5 tRNA genes are annotated in these 527 nt (G+C 51.2%); all 5 read left to right on the forward strand.

The features are described from left to right. Positions 1-52 precede the first annotated feature (52 nt). The 5 genes from QM857_RS09205 (at position 53) to QM857_RS09225 (ending at position 491) form a co-directional block, all read left to right on the forward strand. Positions 53-125, forward strand: a tRNA-Val gene (locus tag QM857_RS09205). Between the two features lie 5 nt (positions 126-130). Next, positions 131-201 (forward strand) — tRNA-Gly (locus QM857_RS09210). A 33-nt stretch (positions 202-234) separates the two neighbouring features. Continuing rightward, positions 235-308, forward strand: a tRNA-Ile gene (locus tag QM857_RS09215). A gap of 14 nt (positions 309-322) precedes the next feature. Next, positions 323-394, forward strand: a tRNA-Glu gene (locus QM857_RS09220). 7 nt (positions 395-401) lie between these two features. Then, a tRNA-Ser gene (locus QM857_RS09225) sits at positions 402-491 on the forward strand. Positions 492-527 lie beyond the last annotated feature (36 nt).

A 527-nucleotide genomic window follows, 5' to 3' on the forward strand; every position in this document is an offset into this window, starting at 1 on the left:
CGGAAGTAGTTGGGGGTTGCCCCCTGTGAGATATGGAAGTCGCTTAGCTCGAGGGAGTTTAGCTCAGCTGGGAGAGCATCTGCCTTACAAGCAGAGGGTCAGCGGTTCGATCCCGTTAACTCCCATATAAGCGGGTGTAGTTTAGTGGTAAAACTACAGCCTTCCAAGCTGTTGTCGCGAGTTCGATTCTCGTCACCCGCTTTGAACTTTGTTCAAGTACCAAGTTTTTTACTTGGGCGCGTAGCTCAGGTGGTTAGAGCGCACGCCTGATAAGCGTGAGGTCGGTGGTTCGAGTCCACTCGTGCCCATTTTTTATAAATATGGTCCGTTGGTCAAGGGGTTAAGACACCGCCTTTTCACGGCGGTAACACGGGTTCGAATCCCGTACGGACTATTTTGTTGGAGGATTACCCAAGTCCGGCTGAAGGGAACGGTCTTGAAAACCGTCAGGCGTGTAAAAGCGTGCGTGGGTTCGAATCCCACATCCTCCTTTATTTATTATTAACGCGGGATGGAGCAGCTCGGTA

The organism is Streptococcus infantis, from assembly GCF_047463315.1.
GTDB classification, from domain to species: Bacteria; Bacillota; Bacilli; order Lactobacillales; family Streptococcaceae; genus Streptococcus; species Streptococcus infantis_AB.